Source organism: Pantoea sp. MBLJ3 (assembly GCF_000816655.1).
Taxonomy (GTDB): domain Bacteria; phylum Pseudomonadota; class Gammaproteobacteria; order Enterobacterales; family Enterobacteriaceae; genus Pantoea; species Pantoea eucalypti.
The window spans coordinates 828994-845024 of record NZ_JSUT01000005.1 but is presented as its reverse complement, the minus strand read 5'-3'; the positions used below and the strand labels follow the sequence as shown (position 1 = coordinate 845024).

General features: G+C 54.7%; 16 protein-coding genes. 7 read left to right on the top strand and 9 right to left on the bottom strand.

Annotated features, from left to right (window positions below; all coding sequences use genetic code 11):
- Positions 1 to 243, bottom strand: coding sequence for a phage holin (locus NP77_RS10290; RefSeq protein WP_039660053.1), 243 nt, complete (start codon positions 241 to 243; stop codon positions 1 to 3).
- 642 nt (positions 244 to 885) lie between these two features.
- On the opposite strand from NP77_RS10290, the gene NP77_RS22910 reads away from it, so the two are divergent.
- On the top strand, positions 886 to 1185 hold the full coding sequence (locus NP77_RS22910) for a tyrosine-type recombinase/integrase (RefSeq protein WP_082040840.1): 300 nt from the start codon (positions 886 to 888) through the stop codon (positions 1183 to 1185).
- Positions 1186 to 1493: 308 nt separating this feature from the next.
- On the opposite strand, the gene NP77_RS10285 is transcribed toward NP77_RS22910, so the two are convergent.
- Genes NP77_RS10285 through copC form a run of 3 tightly spaced genes read right to left on the bottom strand, consistent with a single transcriptional unit; the run spans position 1494 to position 3127 of the window.
- Positions 1494 to 1841 carry a YebY family protein gene (locus NP77_RS10285; RefSeq protein ID WP_003849240.1) on the bottom strand — a complete coding sequence of 116 codons (348 nt, stop codon included), beginning with the start codon at positions 1839 to 1841 and terminating at the stop codon, positions 1494 to 1496.
- Between the two features lie 28 nt (positions 1842 to 1869).
- Positions 1870 to 2745 carry a copper homeostasis membrane protein CopD gene (gene copD / locus NP77_RS10280; RefSeq protein WP_039660051.1) on the bottom strand — a complete coding sequence of 292 codons (876 nt, stop codon included), beginning with the start codon at positions 2743 to 2745 and terminating at the stop codon, positions 1870 to 1872.
- Positions 2746 to 2749: 4 nt separating this feature from the next.
- Positions 2750 to 3127: a copper homeostasis periplasmic binding protein CopC gene (copC, locus tag NP77_RS10275; RefSeq protein ID WP_003849236.1), complete on the bottom strand. Its 378-nt coding sequence runs from the start codon at positions 3125 to 3127 to the stop codon at positions 2750 to 2752.
- A 150-nt stretch (positions 3128 to 3277) separates the two neighbouring features.
- On the opposite strand from copC, the gene NP77_RS10270 reads away from it, so the two are divergent.
- Together NP77_RS10270 and exoX are read left to right on the top strand one after the other, a co-directional pair.
- On the top strand, positions 3278 to 3511 hold the full coding sequence (locus NP77_RS10270) for a DNA polymerase III subunit theta (RefSeq protein ID WP_008925353.1): 234 nt from the start codon (positions 3278 to 3280) through the stop codon (positions 3509 to 3511).
- Positions 3508 to 4179, top strand: coding sequence for an exodeoxyribonuclease X (gene exoX, locus NP77_RS10265; RefSeq protein WP_008925354.1), 672 nt, complete (start codon positions 3508 to 3510; stop codon positions 4177 to 4179). Before NP77_RS10270 ends, exoX begins: the two co-directional genes overlap by 4 nt.
- On the opposite strand, the gene NP77_RS10260 is transcribed toward exoX, so the two are convergent.
- Both NP77_RS10260 and NP77_RS10255 read right to left on the bottom strand, forming a co-directional pair.
- On the bottom strand, positions 4173 to 6236 hold the full coding sequence (locus NP77_RS10260; protein ID WP_039660049.1) for a prolyl oligopeptidase family serine peptidase: 2064 nt from the start codon (positions 6234 to 6236) through the stop codon (positions 4173 to 4175). The two genes, exoX and NP77_RS10260, sit on opposite strands and share 7 nt — an antisense overlap.
- A gap of 125 nt (positions 6237 to 6361) precedes the next feature.
- The gene (locus NP77_RS10255; protein WP_039660047.1) at positions 6362 to 7018 is read right to left on the bottom strand and encodes a tellurite resistance TerB family protein; all 657 of its coding nucleotides are present in this window, start codon (positions 7016 to 7018) and stop codon (positions 6362 to 6364) included.
- A gap of 165 nt (positions 7019 to 7183) precedes the next feature.
- On the opposite strand from NP77_RS10255, the gene purT reads away from it, so the two are divergent.
- Complete coding sequence (purT, locus tag NP77_RS10250; protein WP_008925357.1) at positions 7184 to 8362, top strand: formate-dependent phosphoribosylglycinamide formyltransferase; 1179 nt, start codon at positions 7184 to 7186, stop codon at positions 8360 to 8362.
- A gap of 34 nt (positions 8363 to 8396) precedes the next feature.
- Here the strand turns inward: purT and NP77_RS10245 are convergent, their stop codons facing one another.
- Complete coding sequence (locus NP77_RS10245; RefSeq protein ID WP_039660046.1) at positions 8397 to 9035, bottom strand: bifunctional 4-hydroxy-2-oxoglutarate aldolase/2-dehydro-3-deoxy-phosphogluconate aldolase; 639 nt, start codon at positions 9033 to 9035, stop codon at positions 8397 to 8399.
- 214 nt (positions 9036 to 9249) lie between these two features.
- Positions 9250 to 10725 carry a glucose-6-phosphate dehydrogenase gene (zwf, locus tag NP77_RS10240; RefSeq protein ID WP_003849222.1) on the bottom strand — a complete coding sequence of 492 codons (1476 nt, stop codon included), beginning with the start codon at positions 10723 to 10725 and terminating at the stop codon, positions 9250 to 9252.
- Positions 10726 to 11088: 363 nt separating this feature from the next.
- Between zwf and NP77_RS10235 the strand changes: the two genes are divergently transcribed.
- From NP77_RS10235 to NP77_RS10225, 3 genes are all read left to right on the top strand, one after another.
- Positions 11089 to 11967, top strand: coding sequence for a MurR/RpiR family transcriptional regulator (locus tag NP77_RS10235; RefSeq protein WP_197066364.1), 879 nt, complete (start codon positions 11089 to 11091; stop codon positions 11965 to 11967).
- Between the two features lie 107 nt (positions 11968 to 12074).
- Entirely contained in the window at positions 12075 to 13517 is a 1443-nt protein-coding gene (gene pyk / locus NP77_RS10230) for a pyruvate kinase (protein WP_003849220.1), read from the top strand.
- An 84-nt stretch (positions 13518 to 13601) separates the two neighbouring features.
- Entirely contained in the window at positions 13602 to 14834 is a 1233-nt protein-coding gene (locus tag NP77_RS10225) for an MFS transporter (RefSeq protein ID WP_003849218.1), read from the top strand.
- 125 nt (positions 14835 to 14959) lie between these two features.
- Here NP77_RS10225 and lpxM read toward each other — a convergent pair whose 3' ends face one another.
- Positions 14960 to 15934: a lauroyl-Kdo(2)-lipid IV(A) myristoyltransferase gene (gene lpxM, locus NP77_RS10220; protein WP_008925360.1), complete on the bottom strand. Its 975-nt coding sequence runs from the start codon at positions 15932 to 15934 to the stop codon at positions 14960 to 14962.
- Positions 15935 to 16031 lie beyond the last annotated feature (97 nt).

Here is a 16031-nt window from a genome sequence, read left to right as displayed (position 1 = left end):
TTAATCCTCGTTGATGTCTGGCGCGGTGGGCCAGCGCTGAAGGGCTTTAATCTGCGCTATTGTGGTTTTGCGCTTGTAATACCAGTTGATGCCGAGCGTGAAGAGCGCAACCAGAATACCGGCCAGTACGCCCACAGCACTCCATTCATCGGGACTTAACCGGGTCAGTAGACCATTGGCAATCGTCCCGGCAGATGCGCCATATGCTGCGCCTGATGCCAGTTTGCTCATATCAATACTCATGTGACCCCCGGTTTCGGGGACAGGCTCAATTAGGAATTGTCTACTTTCTGAACTGAGCAAGTCCGGTTAGTCTTTTCTTGTCGAGATAAAACACCGCACCGCCGTTGGGTAGCCAATAAGAAATAATCCGCCATTGAGCGGATTTTTTTATGCATAAAACATCGCCCGTTGCCACACAGGAAAAGGTGAGAGTCGAGGTTGATTGGCAGGGGCGAAAAAAGAAAAGGCCAGCTCTATGGCTGACCTTTGAAATGATTTATTAGTGTTATCTGTGCGATGCAGAGGGAGAAAATAAAAAGCCCCGCCGACTGGTGAGGTCGCGAGGCTTCTTGGCATCCACATTTATGCAACTGACCGGTAAAACCGCGATCTGTTCGCTTCACTTCCCGATTATGCCGTTAATGTGCCAGGTTGCTTGCCCTTGTCTTTGTCATTTCGTGCTATTTTGTATATTCACGCAGCGATTTTAAGAATCTCCTTCTCCATTTCTCGATTAATTGCGTAAAACATTTCTCCTTCGAGAATATCCATGGCCCATTCCATTCTGTTCCGGGCCTCTTTTGGTGAGATGCTGCAGTAATAAATCAGCGATGAGCCGATGTTTTGCACGCTCTTGCGTTTGCAGTATCGTAATCTGGCTACATTGCGAAGCGGGTTAACCCATCGGATAGCCTGATTTATTCTGCAGTCCGGCGCGGGGGAAGAAAGCCGGGGCCAGTTTCACCAGATGCGCTCACAGGTGCTTTTGCAGAGGCTCGTGAAATGAGCGGGATTAGTTTTGGCCCTAACCCACCAACTTTTCATGAAATCAGAAGTCTTGCCAGCCGACTGTATGAAGTGGAAAATGGGGAGGACTTTGCGCAAAGATTACTCGGCCATAAAAACCTTTCTATGACTAAAAAGTATCTCGATTCGCGTGGTCAGGAATATGTAATGGTATAGATTGGATATCGAGATTTCGGGATATTTTCGGGAAATTTCGTAACCACCCTCAAAAATACCATATAAATCATACAACTAAAAAAAGACCGAATACGATTCCTATATTCGGTCCAGGGAAATGGCTCTCAAGGAGCCGTGCGCTAAAAGTTGGCATTTATGAAGGCGGTGTCGCCTTGCCATTTAAGATTAGAACAGCGCGGTGGAAATGCCAGCAAACGCGGGAATCAGGGCCATAAACTGGATCAGATTGTGATCGCAACGGCAAAATTTCGGAGAGTGGGCGCAGCGCGAGGCTGCACCCGAAAGGCCTATTTTCCGCACAGCGCCTGAGTGCGTTCGATAATCGGCTGCAGGCTCATCATCTGGCCCGGATGGGCTTTGTCTTCGGCCTGAATCACGCTGATCGGCTGGGCTTTCACCTGCTTGTTTTTAAACAGTGTGTCAGCGATGTCGTTCAGCGGGTATGTCATCAGCGTACTCGGATTGATGGCAAACATCGCACCATCTTTCTCGCAGGTCAGCATCACCTCTTCACGATTAAAGGGCCACTTATCTTTACCGATCTCAAAGCGGCTGACGGTAATGATTTGCGCCGCCAGCGCCTGGCCGCATACGGATAACAACAGGATTGCGGGAATCACTTTCTTCAGCAACATAACTACCCTTTTCTCTCTTAAACTACATTCAGGCTGGCGACAGCGTGGCAAATACGCTGACCAGCCCAACCACGCCGCATGCCAGCAGTAGTTCAAGCTGCGTCATGCGAATAAATTTTTGCTGCGCCCCGCTGCCCGCCAGGCGGAATCGCGGCACCAGCCAGTATCGATTAATCAGCGCCACCAGAACCATCAGAGCAACCAGCAGCACTTTGCACAGTAGCAATATAACGTAGCGTGAATCGTGCCACATCAGCGGCCAGCCCGCGATCATTACGCTGTTTATCACCCCGCTGAGCAGCGTTAACGCCACCGCCAGATGACCATAGCGTGAGAAACGCATCATAGTGCGAATCGCATCGGTGCGGCGATCAATCTGCCGTGCCTCGCGCATCAACAGCAACAGTGGCAGTAATCCACCTGCCCAGAACGTCGCCGCAATCAGATGCAGTGCATGGTTAATCTGCTGAAGATCGCCGGGCCAGCTATCGCGCATCGCAGCATGGCCTATCAGCGCCATGCAGGCCAGTTGCAGAACGCCAGCCAGCAGTAACACCTGCTGACGCAGGCTTCCGGTCAGTAATAGCGCGCCAACAGCCAGCACGCCGAAAATGATTTCCCACTGCCACACTTCACCAAAGTGCGTGCCCAACACTGCCAGCCAGATATCGATGTCGGTCAGGTTAGTGCTGGTGCCGCTCATTAACACATTCTGGCAGGCCAGCATCGCCACCGCACTGAGCAGCACCAGCCAGGCACTCCCCTTCACCAGCGGGTTCAACCGTAGCGCCAGCAGGGATCGATAGCGTTTGGGCGCCAGCAGCGCACTGTAACAGGCGCTGCCGGTCAGCAACATCACGGCAGTAAAATGCAGCGCGCGCAGCAGGATCCAGAGGGTTGTCACCGGGTTACTTCACACTAAAGCGATAGCTTCCAGCGGTTTTATGGCCATCCACCGACAGCACATGCCAGTTAACCTGATAGCTTCCCGCTTTTAGCGGCTGCGGCAGGCCAACAATCAGGCGTTTTTTCTGGTCAGACTCAACGCGGGCTTTGGCGGTCACGACGGGCTTCTGTGCACTGTCCAGCAGCGTCACGCCACTGAACGCCGCTTCAATATCTTCACTGAAGTTCAGCGTCAGCGCATCAGGGGATGTCGTAACCTGCGCTTTGGCCGCCGGGAGAGAAGACTGGAGGTGTGCATGCGCCCCCGCCAGCGAGCTGAAGGCCATCATGCCCGCGGCCGTCACTGCTATAATCATGCGGGAAATAGTTTTTTTCTGCATAAGATCATCCTTTTAACCGCCGCCAGGGCGTAAACGTGGCAAAAGGATACGCTGCTGGTTTTACACTGTCGAGGCCAGCGATGCGATCCTTTATCCTTGATTCAGACCGACGAAAACATTACTTTTGCCGGCTATCGTCAGGAGATAATTATGAGCCGTAACCTTGCATTGCTGTCCCAGGAAGAGAAAGACAAGATAAATGTCGATTTGGCGGCCGCAGGCGTGGCATTTAAAGAGCGCTATAACATGCCGGTCGTCGCCGAGATGGTGGCGCAGGAGCAGCCTGAAGCGCTGCGTGACTGGTTTCGTCAGCGTCTGATGCAATACCGTCAGGCATCACTCAGCCTGTCGCGCCTTCCTTATGAACCGAAGATGAAGCAATGATGTTCCGCGTTATTGATACCGAAACCTGCGGCCTGCAGGGCGGCGTAGTTGAAGTTGCGTCCGTGGATGTGGTCGACGGTAGAATTGTGAATCCAATGAGCGATTTGACCCTACCGGACCGCCCGATCAGCCGTCAGGCGATGGCTGTACATCGCATCACCGAAGCAATGGTCGCCGGTAAACCCACGATTGAAGAAGCGATTCCACGCTATTACGGCAGCGCTTTTTATGTCGCGCACAACGCCAGTTTTGATCGGCGGATGCTGCCTGAAATGTACGGCGAATGGATCTGCACCATGCAGCTGGCGCGCCAGCTCTGGCCGGGCATTAAATATGGCAACCAGGCGTTACGTCATTCGCTGAAGCTGGATGTCACGCCACCCGCTGAGCTTCATGCGCACCGCGCACTGTATGACTGCTATGTCACGGCGGCGCTGCTGATCCGTATCATGGAGACCTCCGGCTGGAGTGCCTCCGAAATGATTGTGCGTTCGCAACCGGCGGCCCAGCGCGACGACATTCTGCCGTTCGGCAAATATCGCGGCCAGGCGATTGCCGTAATTGCCAGAAAAGATCCCGGCTACCTGAAGTGGGTACTGAATAATGTCAGTGATTTGCGCCCGCCATTGCGGCAGGCGCTGAATAAATACCTCTCTGAATCTCAGTAATCCTGGGCTGGCGGCAAGGTACCCTGCGCCAGTCCGAGCAGGAAAGTGTACTCCATCGCGATCCCTTCGTAGGCTTTGTAGCGTCCGGACTTGCCGCCGTGACCGGCATCCATGTCGGTGCAGAGCAGCAGAAGATTATTGTCGGTTTTCATCGACCTTAGCTTCGCCACCCACTTGGCCGGTTCCCAGTACTGCACCTGTGAGTCGTGCAGGCCAGTCGTGACCAGCAGATGGGGATAATCCTTCGCCTCGATATTGTCATAGGGGCTGTACTGGCGGATATAACAGTAATATTCAGGATCATTGGGGTTGCCCCACTCGTCATACTCACCGGTAGTCAGCGGGATCGATTCATCCAGCATCGTGGTAACCACATCCACAAATGGCACCTGAGCCACCACGCCGTGGAACCGTTCTGGTGCCAGGTTAATCACCCCGCCCATCAACAGCCCGCCTGCGCTACCGCCCATGGCATAAAGCCGCTCCGGGTGGCCGATGCCGCGTGCCACCAGCGCATCCGTCACCTCAATAAAATCAGTAAAGCTGTTCATTTTGTTCAGCAGACGACCACCGTCATACCATTGCTGTCCCAGCTCACCGCCACCGCGTACCTGAATCAGGGCATAGACAAAGCCGCGATCCAGCAGGCTCAGACGGCTGACGCTGAAATCGGCATCCATGCTGCTGCCATAAGCGCCGTAGCCATAGACCAGCATCGGGTTCTGACCGGGCTGATAATGCTTGCGGTGATAAACCAGCGAGACCGGCACTTCGGTGCCATCGCTGACTTTGATCCAGTGGTGCTCGCTTTTGTAATCTTCCGCGTTAAAGCCTTTCACTGCGCTCTGTTTCAGAATGCGACGTTCACCCGTATCCATATCCAGTTCAAACAGCGTGGTCGGCGTGGTCATGGACGAGTAGCCATAACGCAGTTTGCTGGTGCGGGGCGTGGGATTATAAGCAAGCCACGTCACATAGGTCGGATCGTCAAAGGCGATGCCGCTGGTCTCGCCGCTGGCCCAGTTGATCTGACGCAGACTGGTTAAGCCGCGCTGACGCTCTTCCACTACCAGCCAGTCGCGGAACAGCTGAAAATCTTCCATCACCACCTGTTCCCGCGCAGGAATCAGCGTTTCCCAGCGTGACTCATCCAGATAGCGACTGCGGTAGAGCCCGAAGTTTTTCCCGTCACGGTTTGATCGAATGAAAAACTGATGATCGTAATGATCGATGCTGTATTCGTGATCGCGACGGCGGGGCAAAAACACATGCGGCTGCGCATCAGGGAAGTTCGCATCGATTAACTGGATTTCGCTGGTGTTAGTGCTGTAGAGCGCAATCATGATGAACTGCTTGGAGGTGCTCTTGTGCACGCTGAGATGATAGGTGTCATCGCGTTCTTCATAGACCAGCTTATCATCGGACTGCGGCGAACCGAGTTCGTGTCGCCAGACCTGATAAGAGAGCAGCGTCTGCGGGTGCTTGCGCACATAGTAAAGGGTGCGTGAGTCATTGCCCCAGGCGAAGCTGGATGAGGCGTTGCTCAGTACTTCGGGATACCAGCTGCCACTTTCCAGGTTACGGAACCGGATGCCATATTGCCGCCGCGACAGGAAATCTTCCGCCAGCGCCATGACCCGGTTATCCGGGCTGATATGCAGCGCGCCCATGGTGTAGAAATCGCTGTGCGAGGCGCGCTGATTGGCATCCAGCAGCAGGCTCCACTCGCCCGATTCATCGCTTGCTGCAGGCTGACGGTAATAGGCCGGGTATTCGTTACCGCTCTGATAACGGCTCTGATAGCGGTAACCGTTTTTGACATAAGGCACGGAGTGATCTTCCGGCGGCAGCCGATCGATAATCTCTTTTAACACCCGGTCCTGCAGCGGTTGCTGCGACGACATGATTTTTTTGCCGTAATTATTTTCGGCTCGGAGGTAATCAAGAACCTCGCTGTTTTCGCGTTTGTCGTCGCGCAGCCAGTAATAATTATCAACGCGGGTCTCGCCATGCAGCGTCATCTCGTGGGGTGTTTTTTTTGCGATGGGTGCTTTCATCCATCCGTCTCCATCAACGTAATGATCTGTAAGCGTAACACTTCAGCAGCGGGAAGCCAGACATAGGGTGAGAAGCTGCCGCCAGCGGAACATCTTCAGTGACCCGCTGGCGGAGAATCGAGAGTTTAACTGGCAGGCAGACGGGCTTTTTCGGCCTCGAGGTCCTGTTGAATGCCATCACGAACATCCTGAGGAATTTTCAGGGCGTCGCCCAGGGCGGAGAGATAGCTGCGCTCCATAAAGTGGTCGACGTCGATAGCGGCACAACTCAGGAAATAAAGCTCCAGCGCCTCCTCTTCATTTTTCACATCAGCCGACAGCCACTGCGGATCCAGGGGGCGATTCATCGCTTTCTGAATCAGTTGCTCTGCATCCTGACCATAACCGGATTGATGAATGTTCTGCTCAATCGCGGCTCGCTCCTGATCGTCGATATGCCCGTCACTTTTAGCAGCAAACACCAGCGCAGTGACCAGACGCTCAGCGCGCAGGTCCACGGGCGTCTGTGCCACACCAAAGTCAGGCTCATTCTGATGCGCTTCGCTAACCCGCTGCTTGTATTTGTTCCACAGTACCGCGCCTGCTGCCGCACCCCCTCCCACAATCAGGGCTTTGCCGCCATATTTGGTCAGCAGTTTGCGCGACGACTTACTGGAGATCAGCATCGCAGCCAGACCGCCCAGCGCGCCGGGTGCCAGCATGTCACTTAAGCCGCCGCCCGGTTTGCTCTCACCGCTCTTCTTTGTCAGCACCGACTGAATCTGTTGCAACCAGTTATTCATCATTCACTCCTTTCAGGATGTCAGCCGTTATCCTGACCAAAAGGATGTCAGGAAACGTCAGAGCGGGAAAAGTACGGCAAAAAGCGGTGTCACATGGATGAAAGATGAGAACGCAAACGTTTTCGTTTATACTTGCGCGCGAATTTTGACTGCTTAGGGGAATGTATGACAACTCTCGGAACAGCGCTGCGTCCGGCGGCGACGCGTGTAATGCTATTGGGTTCAGGTGAACTGGGTAAAGAGGTGGCGCTGGAGTGTCAGCGTCTGGGGGTGGAAGTGATCGCGGTTGATCGTTACGCCGATGCCCCGGCGATGCATGTCGCCCATCGCAGCCATGTGATTAACATGCTGGATGGCGCGGCCCTGGCTGCGCTGATAGCGGAAGAGCAGCCGGATTTTGTGGTACCGGAAATTGAAGCCATCGCCACGGATACCCTGGTTGAACTGGAGCAGCAAGGCCAGCGCGTGGTTCCGACTGCCCGTGCCGCACGCCTCACGATGAATCGCGAAGGCATTCGTCGCCTGGCGGCTGAAGAGTTGTCACTGCCAACTTCCCGTTATCGCTTTGCCGACAGCAAGGCGCGCTTCGACGAAGCCGCTGCAGAGATTGGCTTTCCCTGCATTGTGAAGCCGGTGATGAGTTCATCGGGTAAAGGCCAGAGCTTTATCCGCGACGCCAGCCAGCTTGATAAAGCCTGGGACTACGCACAACAGGGCGGTCGCGCCGGAGCCGGTCGCGTCATTGTTGAAGGCGTCGTCAACTTCGATTTTGAGATCACCCTGCTCACTATCAGTGCCGTCGATGGCATTCACTTCTGTGCACCGATTGGTCATCGTCAGGAAGATGGCGATTACCGTGAATCATGGCAGCCGCAGCAGATGAGTGAGCTGGCGCTGCAGCGGGCACAGGATGTTGCCGCAGAGGTCGTTAAGGCGCTTGGCGGCTATGGTCTGTTTGGCGTTGAGCTGTTTGTCTGCGGAGATGAGGTGGTGTTCAGTGAAGTATCACCGCGCCCACACGACACCGGCATGGTGACGCTGATCTCGCAGGATCTGTCTGAGTTTGCGCTGCACGTGCGGGCGTTTCTGGGTCTGCCTGTTGGCGGGATTCGTCAGTATGGTCCCTCTGCTTCCGCCGTTATCCTGCCGCAACTGACCAGCCAGAACGTACAGTTTGTGAATGTCGAAGCAGCACTGGGGGCAGGGCTGCAACTGCGACTGTTCGGCAAGCCGGAGATCAGCGGTCAGCGTCGTCTTGGTGTGGCGCTCGCCAGCGGTGATAGCACCGAACAGGCGATTGCGCGTGCGGTTGCCAGCGCAGCCGCGGTCACGGTTCAGGGTTGACGTTATGCGGTGAGCAAATGCTCACCGCCATTACTTACTTCGCGCCTTCCACAGCTTCGCGTGCCAGGCGGGTAATGCGATCCCAGTCGCCCGCTTCCAGCGCATCGTTAGGCACAAGCCATGAACCCCCGATGCAGAGCACGCTTTTCAGCGCCAGATAGTCACGATAGTTGGCCGGAGAGATACCGCCGGTCGGACAGAAACGCACCTGCGGGAAAGGTCCGCCAATCGCCTGCAGCGCTTTAACGCCACCATTCGCTTCTGCCGGGAAGAACTTAAACTCGCGCAGACCGTAGTCCATACCCGTCATTAACTCAGAAACGGTGCTGATACCCGGAATCAACGGAACCGGCCCGTCAACCGCCGCTTTCAACAGCGATTCGGTGACGCCGGGGCTGATAACAAACTGCGCACCGGCATCGGTCACTTCCTCTAACTGCTGCGGGTTAATTACGGTTCCCGCACCAACGATCGCATCCGGCACTTCTTTGATCATCGCCCGTAAGGCATCCATCGCCACCGGTGTGCGCAGCGTCACTTCCAGCACTCTGACACCGCCCGCCACCAGTGCTTTCGCCATCGGCACCGCGTGTTCGAGTTTGTTCACCACGATGACCGGCACCACAGGTCCGGTGGTCAGAATCTTTTCAGCACTCGTTTTCCAGTTTTTCATCAGTTCCCCTTGCTTGATAACACCGGGATTATGACCCGGTCATGGAGCATCGGCTCCTGCCCTGTAAATTGCGCCACTACCATACATGATCCGCTTCCTGAGCGTCTATCACCCTGCGACCATTTTGAAACAGCAGTTCAATTTTATCTGCATGCTCTGGCCCGGTTTAACGGCGAAAAAAAAGCCCGCGTTGCGGGCTTTATCATCACTTTAGTTATTCAAATTCGTTCCACGACCGGCCATCGCGGGTGATCATCGCGACCGAAGCCACCGGACCCCAGGTGCCCGCCTGATACGGTTTGGAGGAATCGCCATCCGCAGCCCATGCTTCGATAATAGAATCGACATAGGTCCATGCGGCTTCCACTTCATCACGGCGCACAAACAGCGCCTGGATACCGCGCATGCTCTCCAGCAGAAGACGCTCATAAGCATCAGCGAGGTGCGACTGGTTAAATGTCTCGGAGTAACTCAGATCGAGCTTGGTGGTCTGCAGTTTGTGCTTGTGATCGAGGCCTGGCACTTTATTCAGGATCTCGATATCCACACCTTCGTCCGGCTGCAGACGAATCGTCAGCTTGTTCTGTGGCAGTTCTGAGTAGGAATCCTTAAACAGGTTCATCTCAGGGTTTTTGAAGTAAACCACAACTTCAGAGCACTTGGTCGGTAAGCGCTTACCGGTACGCAGGTAGAACGGCACGCCTGCCCAGCGCCAGTTATCGATATCGACACGAATCGCCACGAACGTCTCTGTTGCGCTCGTTTTATTGGCGCCCTCTTCTTCCAGGTAGCCCGGCACTTTTTTGCCCTGCACAAAGCCAGCGGTGTACTGACCGCGCACGGTTTTCTCACGTACGTTGGTCTGATCGATGCGGCGCAGCGAGCGCAGCACTTTCACTTTTTCGTCACGGATGCTGTCGGCGCTGAGATCGGACGGCGGCGACATCGCAATCATGGTCAGAATCTGCAACAAATGGTTCTGGATCATGTCGCGCATCTGGCCCGCTTTATCGAAGTAACCCCAGCGGCCTTCAATGCCCACTTCTTCGGCCACGGTGATCTGCACATGGTCGATGGTGCGGTTATCCCAGTTGTTGACGAAGATGGAGTTAGCAAAGCGCAACGCCAGCAGGTTAAGCACGGTCTCTTTGCCGAGATAGTGGTCAATACGGAACACCTGGCTCTCTTCAAAGTATTCGCCAACGCTGTCGTTGATCTCCTGAGAGGTTTCCAGTGAGGTGCCCAGCGGCTTCTCCATTACCACGCGCGCCGGTTTGGCATTCAGCTTCGCCGTGCCCAGGCCCTGACAGATCGCGCCAAAGGTGCTGGGTGGCATCGCAAAATAGTTGATGGTGGTGCGGTTTTTCTGATCCAGCATCTTGCCCAGTTTCGGGAAGTGCGTGGTGTCATTAACATCGAGGTTGCAGAAGTCGAGACGGTTGCTGAGTTTATCCCACAGCGCTTCGTCAATCTTCTCCTTCATGAAGGTTTCCAGCGCTTCACGTACCACTTTGGTGTATTCCGCTTTATCCCACTCAGCACGGCCGACACCAATAATGCGGGTTTCTTCATGGATCTGACCCGCTTTCTCTAACTGGTACAGTGAAGGCAACAGTTTACGGCGTGCAAGATCGCCTTTGGCACCGAAAATCACCAGATCGCATGCCTGGGCTATTTGTGTTACCGCCATTTTCCTCTCCTCGTTGCAGGATAATCCGGTGGTGATGCATCTTCTGCCACCGGGTCCAGGTTATTATTTTCTTTCAGCACAATGTACTTTTTTCCCTGCGCCAGGTAAACCGACTCGCCGGGTCAACCGCATTAACTCTGTACCGGATGTGCTAAACACGTGTGATGACACGTGCGGATTGCCGTTTTTTTCTGTTTCTGTTGGTGTCAGGAAAATCTGGCACCGGTCAAAGTATCCCAAAAAAAAGAGCAATCAACTTGTCAGCCGTTGCGCTTGCCAGGTGCTGGCGCGATATAGTCTCTGTTAATCGGCTCCTGCGACAGTGATAATTGAAATGATAAAAGTGATTATGGTCATCAGCTTATGAATATGCTGGAAAAAATTGAGGCGCAGTATGCAGCGCTGAGCAAAGCGGAAATGAAAGTCGCCCGGCAGATTCTGGCTGAACCGCAGGCGGCGATGCACTCCAGCATCGCAACACTCGCCGGCATTGCCGGCGTCAGTGAACCCACCGTGAACCGCTTTTGCCACCGACTGGGTGCACGGGGCTTTCCCGACTTTAAACTGCATTTGGCGCAGAGCCTGGTGAAGGGCAGCAACTGGGTCAGCCGGGGCGTTGAAGACGACGACACAGCAGAGAACTACAGCCACAAAATCTTCGACTCAGCGCTTGCAGGACTGCAGCGGGTGCGCGATCAGCTGAACAGCGCGCATCTGCAACAGGCGGTAACCCTGCTCGCGCAGGCCGATAAACTCGCCTTTTTCGGGCTCGGTGCGTCCGCTGTAGTGGCGCATGACGCTTTCACCAAATTTCTGCGTTTTAATCTGCCGGTCATCTGGTCGGACGATATTGTGATCCAGCGCATGAGTTGCATAAATAGTCGAGCCGGTGACGTATTTGTTCTTATTTCGCATACTGGACGCACAAAAAATATGGTAGAACTGGCTCGCCTGGCCCGTGTAAACGGTTCCACCGTTATTGCCATCACCTCTCCCGATTCACCCCTTGCTCATGAAGCAGCGATAGCTTTAGTGCTTGATGTACCGGAAGATACTGATGTCTATTTGCCGATGGTGTCGCGCCTGGCGCAGTTGACCGTGATTGATGTGCTGGCGACTGGTTTTACTCTGGAACGGGGTGCGCCCTTCCGGGAAAACCTGAAACGCGTGAAAGAGGCGTTGAAAGCGTCGCGTTACGAAAAGAACACCATTCGGGAAAAGGATGATCAGCAAAAAAATTAACATCACATTTACAATGTGAGTCGTATCACAACCCATCGATCATATAGAATAGATAACCTTGCTGTGTCCACTGTCCATGACACGCTTAAATGTTTACGGAGTCCTCGATGTCAAGACGTCTCAGAAGAACCAAAATCGTTACAACCCTCGGCCCGGCTACCGATCGTGATAATAACCTGGAAAAAATCATCGCTGCCGGCGCGAACGTTGTACGACTCAACTTCTCTCACGGCACGCCAGAAGACCACCAGCTGCGTGCTGATAAAGTGCGCGAAATCGCGGCAAAACTGGGTCGCCATGTGGCTATCCTCGGTGACCTTCAGGGCCCAAAAATTCGCGTTTCTACCTTCAAAGAAGGCAAAGTTTTCCTGAATATCGGCGACCGTTTCCTGCTGGATGCCAATCTGGGTAAAGGCGAAGGCGATAAAGAGCGTGTCGGAATCGACTACAAAGGCCTGCCTGCAGATGTGGTGCCAGGCGATATTCTGCTGCTGGATGATGGTCGCGTGCAGCTGAAAGTGCTGGAAGTTCAGGAGATGAAAGTGTTCACCGAAGTTACTGTCGGTGGCCCACTGTCGAACAACAAAGGCATTAACAAGCTGGGCGGCGGCCTGTCGGCTGAAGCGCTTACCGAAAAAGATAAAGCGGATATCATCACCGCCGCTAAAATCCGTGTCGATTATCTGGCTGTCTCCTTCCCCCGCTGTGGTGAAGATATGAACCTGGCACGTCGCCTGGCGCGTGAAGCCGGTTGCGACGCCAAACTGGTGGCTAAAGTGGAACGTGCCGAAGCGGTTGCCAGCCAGGAAGCGATGGATGACATCATTCTGGCCTCTGACGTGGTGATGGTTGCGCGTGGCGACCTGGGCGTTGAGATTGGCGATCCGGAACTGGTCGGCATTCAGAAAGCGTTAATTCGCCGTGCCCGCCAGCTTAACCGCACTATCATTACCGCGACCCAGATGATGGAGTCGATGATCACTAACCCGATGCCGACCCGTGCAGAAGTTATGGACGTGGCAAACGCCGTGCTGGATGGTACCGATGCCGTGATGCTGTCTGCGGAAACCGCCGCAGGTCAGTATCCGGCTGAAACCGTTTCAGCGATGGCGAAGGTCTGCCTGGGTGCAGAGAAGATTCCAAGCGTTAACGTCTCCAAACACCGTCTGGATGTGCAGTTCGACAACGTCGAAGAAGCGATCGCTATGTCTTCTATGTATGCTGCGAACCATCTGCAGGGCGTGACCGCCATCATCACCATGACCGAGTCTGGCCGTACGCCGCTGATGACCTCGCGTATCACTTCAGGCCTGCCGATTTTTGCGATGTCGCGCCATGAACGCACCCTGAACCTTACCGCACTCTATCGCGGTGTCACGCCGGTGTTCTTCGACAGCAACAACGACGGCGTCGCTGCTGCACACGACGCGGTTAACCTGCTGCGTGATAAAGGCTTCCTGGTCTCCGGCGATCTGGTCATCGTGACGCAGGGTGATGTGATGGGCGCCACCGGCACCACCAACACCACCCGTGTGCTTCGCGTGGATTAATTGAGTCTGGGTTGACATTGTCGGTGTAGAATCAATGACGCGACTGCCAGGCAGTCGCGTTTTCTTTTCTGACAAGGAGGCAAGATGCCCCGTTTCCAGCCTATCAGCCAGCTTACCGGCCGAATTTTACTTTTTCCTCTGGCGTTAGTGCTATTCGAGTTTGCTACCTATATTGCTCACGACATGATCCAGCCTGGTATGCTGATCGTCACCAGTGAGTTCTCTGTTGGCCCTGAGTGGGTCTCTACTTCGCTAACCGCCTACCTGATTGGTGGTGTAGTGCTGCAATGGCTGCTGGGTCCGCTCTCTGATAAGTTTGGCCGGCGACCGGTGATGCTGTCTGGCATCCTGTTTTTTGCTGTCGCCTGCATGCTGACGCACTGGGTCAGCTCGATTGAGGAATTTGTCAGCCTGCGCTTCATTCAGGGCATCAGCCTCTGCTTTATCGGCGCAGTTGGCTATGCCGCGATCCAGGAAGCCTTTGATGAGGCGCTGGCGGTGCGGATGATGGCGCTGATGGCTAACGTAGCGTTACTGGCTCCGCTGGCAGGCCCACTGGCTGGTGCCGCCTGGCTCACTGTTGGCAGCTGGCGCAGCATGTTCTGGCTGTTTGCCGCCTGCAGCCTGGTCGCTTTTGTGGTGCTGTGGCGTGTGATGCCCGAAACTGCAGGCGACCGCAGTCATTCTATCGCCCTGCCCAATCTGGCGCGCAACTATGGCCGGTTAATGAAAGACCGTCTGGTGGTGTCTGGCTCTTTTGCGATCGGGCTGGTGTTTATTCCAATCCTCACCTGGGTTGCCCTTTCGCCGGTGATCCTGATGCATGATGAAGGCCTGTCACGCATGCAGTACGCCCTGCTGCAGCTGCCGGTGTTTCTGGCGATGATCGCCGGTAACCTGACGCTGAGTAAGCTGGCGGGACGGGTGCCGATTGAACAGCCGGTGAAGTTCGCCGCCTGGCCCATTCTGATTGGCCTGAGTCTTGCGCTGGCCGCAAGCCTGCTCAACAGTCATAGTTATCTGCTGATTACCGCCGGCCTGAGTCTCTACGCTTTTGGTGCCGGAATGGTAAATGCCGGGCTGTATCGCCTGACGCTTTACGCCAGTAATGAAGGTAAAGGTAGCGTAGCCGCGATGCTGGGTATGATCAGTATTCTGACGCTGGCGGTGGGAATTGAACTGGCGAAAAGTGGCTATTTCAGTGGCGGCACGCTGTGGTTCTGTCTGATTAACTTTATCAGCGGCGTGCTGTGGTTTGGGCTGGTTATTCTGTTTATGCGTGAGCGTAAACGCCGCAGCCGGCTCGAGGCGTTATAACAAGCTGCGCAGTCGTTTTTCTCAGACGTCGACCCTGGCCAAAGCGATGGAGCATAGGCCTAGTGCAAAGCATGCTCCGTAGCGCAAACTTCATGATCAAAAAAGGCCGCGAGAGCGGCCTTTTTCTATTTGCGCGGATAAAGCTCTTTGCGCGAATACGGTTCGATGTCACCCTCTTTGCGGGTTTTCAGCAGCTTGAGGATCCAGGTGTACTGCTCGGGATGCGGACGGACAAACACTTCCACCTCTTCATTCATCCGGCGCGCCAGCTGACGATCGTCTGCTTCCAGCAGGTCATCCATCGGTGGACGCACATAAATCTCAAGCTTGTGCGTGTCGCTGTTATAAACCGGGAACAGTGGCACCACGCGGGCACGACACACCTTCATCAGTCGACCGACTGCAGGCAATGTTGCTTTGTACGTGGCAAAGAAATCGACGAACTCGCTGTGCTCCGGGCCATGATCCTGATCGGGCAGATAGTAGCCCCAGTACCCCTGCCGAATCGAACTGATAAACGGCTTAATCCCGTCATTGCGGGCATGCAACCGGCCTCCATAACGGCGACGTGCCGTATTCCAGGCATAATCCATCAGCGGGTCGCTCTGATTATGGAACATCGCCGCCATCTTCTGCCCTTCTGACGCCAGCAACATCGCGGGGATATCCACCGCCCAGCCGTGTGGCACCAGGAAAATCACATTCTGCTGGTCAGCCATCATCTGATCGATAATGTCACGGCCGTGCCACTCAACACGCTCACGGATACTCGCCGGATCGCGCAGCACCAGCTCGGTCATCATTGCCATTGCCTGCGGTGCGGTCGCAAACATCTCATCGACCAGCGTTGCCCGCTGCGCTTCACTCAGTTCCGGCAGACAATAATAGAGGTTAATCAGTGCACGGCGACGTGCACCCTTTGCCAGCTTACCGGCAAAACGGCCTAAACGGCCCAGCAGCGGATCGCGCACTTTCGGCGGTAAATAAGCCAGACCCGCCAGCGCACCAATTGCCAGCCAGCTGCCCCAGTACTTAGGTTTGAGAAAAGAACGTTCAAAAACGGGAATAAATTCAGTGTTATTTTTTTTACGGGTTTCCATGCACTCGCCTCAAGCAATGACCGGCTTATGATAGTGACGACCTGAAAATTTGCAATCATCCTGCGCCAGATAGCAAAAAACCGACGGAGATGCCGTC

Bases quoted from the DNA above. Each gene is read 5' to 3' on its own strand.
- NP77_RS10290 (WP_039660053.1), bottom strand. From the start codon at position 243: ATGAGTATTGATATGAGCAAACTGGCATCAGGCGCAGCATATGGCGCA.
- NP77_RS10285 (WP_003849240.1), bottom strand. From the start codon at position 1,841: ATGTTGCTGAAGAAAGTGATTCCCGCAATCCTGTTGTTATCCGTATGC.
- copC (WP_003849236.1), bottom strand. From the start codon at position 3,127: ATGCAGAAAAAAACTATTTCCCGCATGATTATAGCAGTGACGGCCGCG.
- NP77_RS10270 (WP_008925353.1), top strand. From the start codon at position 3,278: ATGAGCCGTAACCTTGCATTGCTGTCCCAGGAAGAGAAAGACAAGATA.
- exoX (WP_008925354.1), top strand. From the start codon at position 3,508: ATGATGTTCCGCGTTATTGATACCGAAACCTGCGGCCTGCAGGGCGGC.
- NP77_RS10260 (WP_039660049.1), bottom strand. From the start codon at position 6,236: ATGAAAGCACCCATCGCAAAAAAAACACCCCACGAGATGACGCTGCAT.
- NP77_RS10255 (WP_039660047.1), bottom strand. From the start codon at position 7,018: ATGAATAACTGGTTGCAACAGATTCAGTCGGTGCTGACAAAGAAGAGC.
- purT (WP_008925357.1), top strand. From the start codon at position 7,184: ATGACAACTCTCGGAACAGCGCTGCGTCCGGCGGCGACGCGTGTAATG.
- NP77_RS10245 (WP_039660046.1), bottom strand. From the start codon at position 9,035: ATGAAAAACTGGAAAACGAGTGCTGAAAAGATTCTGACCACCGGACCT.
- zwf (WP_003849222.1), bottom strand. From the start codon at position 10,725: ATGGCGGTAACACAAATAGCCCAGGCATGCGATCTGGTGATTTTCGGT.
- NP77_RS10235 (WP_197066364.1), top strand. From the start codon at position 11,089: ATGAATATGCTGGAAAAAATTGAGGCGCAGTATGCAGCGCTGAGCAAA.
- pyk (WP_003849220.1), top strand. From the start codon at position 12,075: ATGTCAAGACGTCTCAGAAGAACCAAAATCGTTACAACCCTCGGCCCG.
- NP77_RS10225 (WP_003849218.1), top strand. From the start codon at position 13,602: ATGCCCCGTTTCCAGCCTATCAGCCAGCTTACCGGCCGAATTTTACTT.
- lpxM (WP_008925360.1), bottom strand. From the start codon at position 15,934: ATGGAAACCCGTAAAAAAAATAACACTGAATTTATTCCCGTTTTTGAA.